Source organism: Streptomyces sp. ISL-1, assembly GCF_018614585.1.
Taxonomy (GTDB): Bacteria; Actinomycetota; Actinomycetes; order Streptomycetales; family Streptomycetaceae; genus Streptomyces; species Streptomyces maoxianensis.
In genome coordinates this window covers 1-5333 of sequence record NZ_JAGGOI010000080.1, presented here as the reverse complement: position 1 = coordinate 5333, position 5333 = coordinate 1, and the positions used below count along the sequence as shown (strand labels likewise).

6 protein-coding genes are annotated in these 5333 nt (G+C 64.5%); all 6 read right to left on the bottom strand.

Annotated features, from left to right (window positions below; genetic code table 11):
- Positions 1 to 149: 149 nt before the first annotated feature.
- Entirely contained in the window at positions 150 to 938 is a 789-nt protein-coding gene (locus J7E87_RS34535) for a hypothetical protein (protein WP_215098613.1), read from the bottom strand.
- 49 nt (positions 939 to 987) lie between these two features.
- Complete coding sequence (locus J7E87_RS34530; RefSeq protein WP_251018439.1) at positions 988 to 1941, bottom strand: hypothetical protein; 954 nt, start codon at positions 1939 to 1941, stop codon at positions 988 to 990.
- A 32-nt stretch (positions 1942 to 1973) separates the two neighbouring features.
- The gene (locus tag J7E87_RS34525; protein WP_215098615.1) at positions 1974 to 3215 is read right to left on the bottom strand and encodes an enoyl-CoA hydratase/isomerase family protein; all 1242 of its coding nucleotides are present in this window, start codon (positions 3213 to 3215) and stop codon (positions 1974 to 1976) included.
- 27 nt (positions 3216 to 3242) lie between these two features.
- Positions 3243 to 3473, bottom strand: a complete 231-nt coding sequence (locus J7E87_RS34520) for a hypothetical protein (protein WP_308313206.1) — start codon at positions 3471 to 3473, stop codon at positions 3243 to 3245.
- A gap of 95 nt (positions 3474 to 3568) precedes the next feature.
- Entirely contained in the window at positions 3569 to 4561 is a 993-nt protein-coding gene (locus J7E87_RS34515; RefSeq protein WP_215098611.1) for a hypothetical protein, read from the bottom strand.
- A 38-nt stretch (positions 4562 to 4599) separates the two neighbouring features.
- Positions 4600 to 5333: hypothetical protein (locus J7E87_RS34510; protein WP_308313205.1), on the bottom strand; the 734-nt coding region annotated here is incomplete at its 5' end.

The window sequence follows — 5333 nt, the reverse complement described above, 5'->3', positions numbered from 1 at the left end:
TCGGTGCCAGCGGGGCGCACATCCGTACCGCAGGTCGGGTCAAGGAGGCGAGGTCTACGGTCATGCCAAGATGGCCGTTGCCGGGTCTGCCCTCGCCCTGCCGTCCGCCTGGGCGAGAATCCCGTTAAGGGCGGGCCGGATCAGCTCCATCAGACGCCGTTGCTGTCGCCGTCGATCATCTCGGCGTCCGGTTCTGTGAACGACACCGTCTGCAGGATGGCCGCGGTCATGTCGCAGAACTCGACCCAGTAGTCCGTGGACGCGGTGTAGAGCGTGAAGATCGCGGTGAACGGGCCGGTGGGGAACGGGACATGGACCTGGATCTGGCCAGTGAGGAGATCCATCGCCTCACCGCTCTCCGTTACTTCCGCACTCAGTTTGTACTCGCTCAGGGTGATGCAAGAGACCGCGGGTCCACACGGCAGGTCGAGCCAGCGGGCGTCGTTGTGCGGGTCGCGGGAGAGGATCGCGAGGATGCCCTGGGCCACGACGTCGGTGTCGGCGCCGGCCTGGTCCGTCGGGACGGCCGCCACGGTGAAGGCACACTGCGCGACGCCATCGGTGCCTTCGTGCCTGACCTCGACCTCTTCTTCGGCCTCGTCTCCCGCCGCCGCGCCCGCTCCCCCCTCGTCTGCGTCGTTGTCGGAGTCGCTCTCCTCTGCTGTGGAGAAGAGCCCCATCGCCGAGTACGAGACCCCGCTCTCTGCCATGAGCTCGGCTATCGCCACGTAGTAGGGGGCGGCGGGCTCCCAGATGGTCTCGTCGCCGCGAGAGTAGAGCCCTCGTACGAAGGACTGGGCGCGCTCGGCGCGCTCCTCGGGGGTGGCGGCGAGGGGGAGGGCGAAGAAGCCATCGGGGACGTTGAACCAGAGGGGCGGGGGCTCCCCGTCGGCGGGGGTGGGTGGGAGCACGCTCGTGGAGTCGGCGGGGGTCGTCATGGGGATGGGTCCGCTCTGGTCAGGAGAGGCAAGGGGGCAGAGTCAGGGCTTAGAAGTCGTCTGGGTGTTGGGCCATGAGTTCTACCTCAGCGCCGTCAGAGCCCATGATCATGTCCAGCTCGGTGGCGCCGAAGAACGAGTCGACTCTGCTCGGCGGCAGAACCTCGACCCTGTAGTGGCCGCAGGGGCGACGCGTGATTACGGGGGGTCCGGAGTCCGGCGCCTGAGCCCGAGCTGTCGCGAGGAAGCTGTCGACAGTGTTCCGCTGTGTTGGTGTGAGGGATTCCAGAGGAACCAGGTCGAGAGGGTGGACCAGGTGCCGAGTGAGTTCCGTCCGCGAGATGGCGCTCAGCCTGCACCATGAGCCGTCAGTGAAGAGGACCTTGACGTCCCGCTCGTTGCGGAAGTTCCTTGGCTCTACCCGGCTGATCGTGGACCGTTCGGTTTCCCATAGGGCCTCGTCCTCGATGATCGTCCTGTCCTTCTTGTAGAAAGGGAGGCCCACGATGACCAGTCGGCGGTCGGTGACGATCGCATGCGTGCGGTAGTGCTCCTCGGAGGAGCGGGCGGGATCCAGCTGCCAGGGCAGGGTGCGGGCAATGGTGCCGGGCGCGGCCCACGTGACGGGGAAGTCCTCGATCTCGTCGGCGCGGTCGTCGGAACTCCCCGAGCCGGATCTGGAGCTGGAAGGACCACTGCCTCCTCCGCCGGTGAGCACGGCCATGAGGACGCCGACCAGAGCGAGGCCCCCGCCCTTGCCGATGTTCCGCACGAGCGAGCCGCCTGTCGAACGGGCCGCGTACACCGGCCCCTCCGGCCAGCCCGGCAGTTCGCTCTGGATGTCATTGCGCTCGGTGTCGCGGAACCAGCGCATGCCCCTGACGCGCATGGCCTCGCCCGTCGCGAAGGTGACTGGAGTGCGGGCGAGGAGCGTCTCGCCAGGTTCAGGCTGCCAGATGTCCATATCCGTCTTCCTGCGCGTCGGCTCTGGGGCCGTTGTCATGCGCGCTCATTCTGTCTCTTCGCATCAGCCGTTCAGTTGCCCGAGGCCGACTTCTCGAACTGGTCGCCGGGGAAGAGTGCTTCTCCTACGTGCTGGTGGATGCTCGTGATCTTGGGGAAGATCTTGAGCCCGGCGTCCATGGCGATGCCGGCTCCCAGAGGGTTGATGTTCACTCCGGGAATGAGGTTGGCTCCCTTGGAGCCGACCCACTGGCCCGCGTGGTAGCCCGCGTTGGCGAGGCCTCCCATGCGCGACATCACGCCACTGGTCGCGTGCGCGACCTCGTACACATTCTTGGCTGTGCCGCCGAGCACCACCTTGCCGGGCAGAAGCTTGAGCCCGCCCGTGACATCCCTCGCACCCTCGCCGACGGACAGCAGCATACGAGCGTTGCCGAGCTTGGTTGCCTCGAATCCCTTGCCGAGGTTGCCGGCCTTGGCCAGCGCTGGGGCCTTGCCGACCACCTTGATGCCCTTGCTGAACGCCCCGATACCCGGCATCAGCCCCACTGCGTCGAGCCCGATCTGCATCCAACTCACGTCGGCGCCTGCTGCCTTGGCCACACCGTGCGCCACCAACGCAAGCCCACTCGCGATGAGCGCGGCAGTGCCGAAGATCGCCGCGAGCGGTGGGAACGGAAGCGTCATGATGGCCAGCAAGCCCAGAATCGCGGTCAGGTCGCTCAGCAGGTCGCCGATCAGCTTGATCATGTCGGCGTGGTCCTTGATCCACTCTCCGGTGGCGTCCCACGCGTCCGCGACGCCCTTGGTGAGCCTGTCCCAGAAGCCGGGCTCGTCCGGGGCGATGTCACCGGCCTTGTCGAGCTCCTTGCTGATGGCTCCGGCGGCACGCTTGTAGCGCTCCTCAAGGTCATGGACCTTGTTGGTGACCTCGTCGACTTCGCCGGAGGCCTTGCCGAGTTCCTTGCTCCCTTTACCCTCGGCCTTCGTCTCGGCTTCCTTCTCCGCATCGAGCTTCTGCCCGGCAGACTTCTCAAGCCGGTCGGCCTCGTCCTGGAAGTCCTGCAGCTCGCCAGCCCACCGGTGCAGCGCGCGGGAGGCCTTGCCAAAGGAGTCGTAGCTCATACGTACGAGCGGTGTAACGTCCTTCTCGATGTACTCGGTGAAGGCGAGGGCGGTCTTGCCCTTCCAAGCCCCGTTCTCGATTCTCTCCAAGTCCCTTAAAGCTGCCCCGAGTTCGGTCGCGAGGCCGCCGAGCTTCTTGGCGAGCTCCCGGGTGTCCTCTACGTCTCCAGGGGTGGGGTCCCAGCCTATGTGGGGGAAGGCAGGCCGACCCCCACGTCACTTGCCCTTCTTCTTCGTGGACTTGAGGGACTCGGCGAGGTCCTGATCGAGCTTGCTGAAGGATTCGCCGATCTTGTCGATCATCTTCACCGCGTTCTGGGTGTGCTTGCCGAGCTGCTTGATGCCGTGGCCCCACTCGTCGGCGAAGTCACGTACGTCCTCGACGAGTTTGTCTGCGCCCACGACTGAGCCGTCGGTGCTGCGTAGGGTGCGACGTGTGGTTTCCATGCGGTTGCTGATCGTAGAGAATGTCTTCCTCAAATCCTCAAAGACCGTGCCGTCGAGCTCTAGGTCACTCATTCGGTGTATCTGTCTTCCTCAGCTCAGCGGTTGATGGCTTGGATTTCCTGGACAGTGATGTCCTGGGTGGTGCCGAAGGTGCCGTCGGGGAGATTGCCACCAGGGGTGCCGGTTCCGGTCCAGTGGATCTTCCAGGTGATGGTGGCCTGGAGTTTGTACGTGCCCTCGCCGGAGGCGCGGAGGTAGGTGAGGCCGCAGGGCGGGGTTTTGTTGCCGCTGCCCTTGGTGTAGGGGGTGCCGATGCTGCCGTCGGCGTTGATGGGGCATTCGCCGGAGGCAGGGTGGAGCGTCGCGTCCTTCGTTCCGGGTTCGATTTTGAGGGAGACCGGGGTGGCTGTGGTGGTGGCCTGGATGTTGAGGACGGGGACCGAGGCGGTGACGGAGACCGGTTTGAACTCTGCTTTGTCCAGCCAGGCCCAAGTGGGGAGGTTGACCTTGGTGACGGCCTGGGGGGCGAGTTCTATCTTGGTGTCGGGTACGCGTATCTCGGCGTAGGCGAGTTGGGCGAGGATCTCGGGCGTGATGGCCTCGGGCACATCGGCAGGCGGCGGGGTGCCGGTGTCGACCCAGAAGATCGGCTTGTCGCAGGCGGTGGCGCCCGGTTCACCGATGCGGCTCATGTCGGCGTAGGAGTCCCACCAGTAGCCTTTGCCGGCCTTGTCGATGTTGAAGTCTTTGTAGGGCTCGCCCTCTACGTAGCGCTTGCGCTGGGCGACGTCCCACTCGTTACCTGTGGACCCGGCAGCCCAGATGGGTTCGACGTAGGCCTTGAACTGCGCGGGGGTGTACTTGGGTGCGTACCAGCAAAGCGGCGGGGACCAGTTTCCAGCGGCAGCGACGGGGCCAACGGTGCTGCCGGTGCCGTTCCTGGAGCGGTCGAAGACCACACCCCCGGCTGTGGCCGAGAGATCGTTGCCGTTCACATCACCTGATGGACCCGTCCCTGTCGGAGGCTTGGTGGTCTGGTCGATGGGATCGTCCGCCAGTGCGAGCGGTGCATTGACAAGGACGACCATGGTCGCGGCAACGACAGAGAGTATTCCCCGCCTGCGAATCAAGGCTGGCACTTGATGCTCCCCCTCTGGGTAATCATTTCAGTGGTGACCCAGACGCCTACTTCATTCTTTCGCAGTGCAGTGTTGTAAAGAACGTAGCTCTTTTTGGTTACCGGGGTCTTTTCGATCTTGCCCGTTTTGATGTTCTTGGCGAAAGCCTTGCCTTGATCCTCGCAGTAGACGAGAGAGGCTTTGCCGTCCTTGCCGAGTGTCACCGTCTCCTTGTAGAAGCGGTACGTCCCGGTGTTCCGGATCTTTTTATCCACGTAGGCCTGAACATAATCCTGCGTAGCCGAAGACATCTCCCCTTCGGAGTAGAATCGGTAAGCCTTGTGAAGGGGGTCCTGTTCAGCGACGGCCATGTCGGTGGCCTTGATGAACTGTTCTCCATCGGACAGGACGGCGTCCTTGGCCGGATCACCCGTCTTCGACCACTCGAAGGTGTAGTTGAGGTCGGCCGGGAGTTCGATCTTCGGGCGTCCATCAGTGTCCGAGGGTGTGGCGCTCGGTGGTACCGACGCCTTGCCTCCTTGGTCGGCGCCGGCGATCTTGTCGTTGGCCTTGGGCTTTTCGTCGCTGCCGCTGCAGGCGGTCAGGAGCAGGGCTGCGATCGCTGTGAGCGCGGCAGCAATGGGCAAAGAACGGCGGTTCACTGGCGACTCCCCGTGGGACAACTGTGGTCTCAAACGATCCGACGCTATCTGGGTGACGGCTGGTTTCGCCACAGCGAACC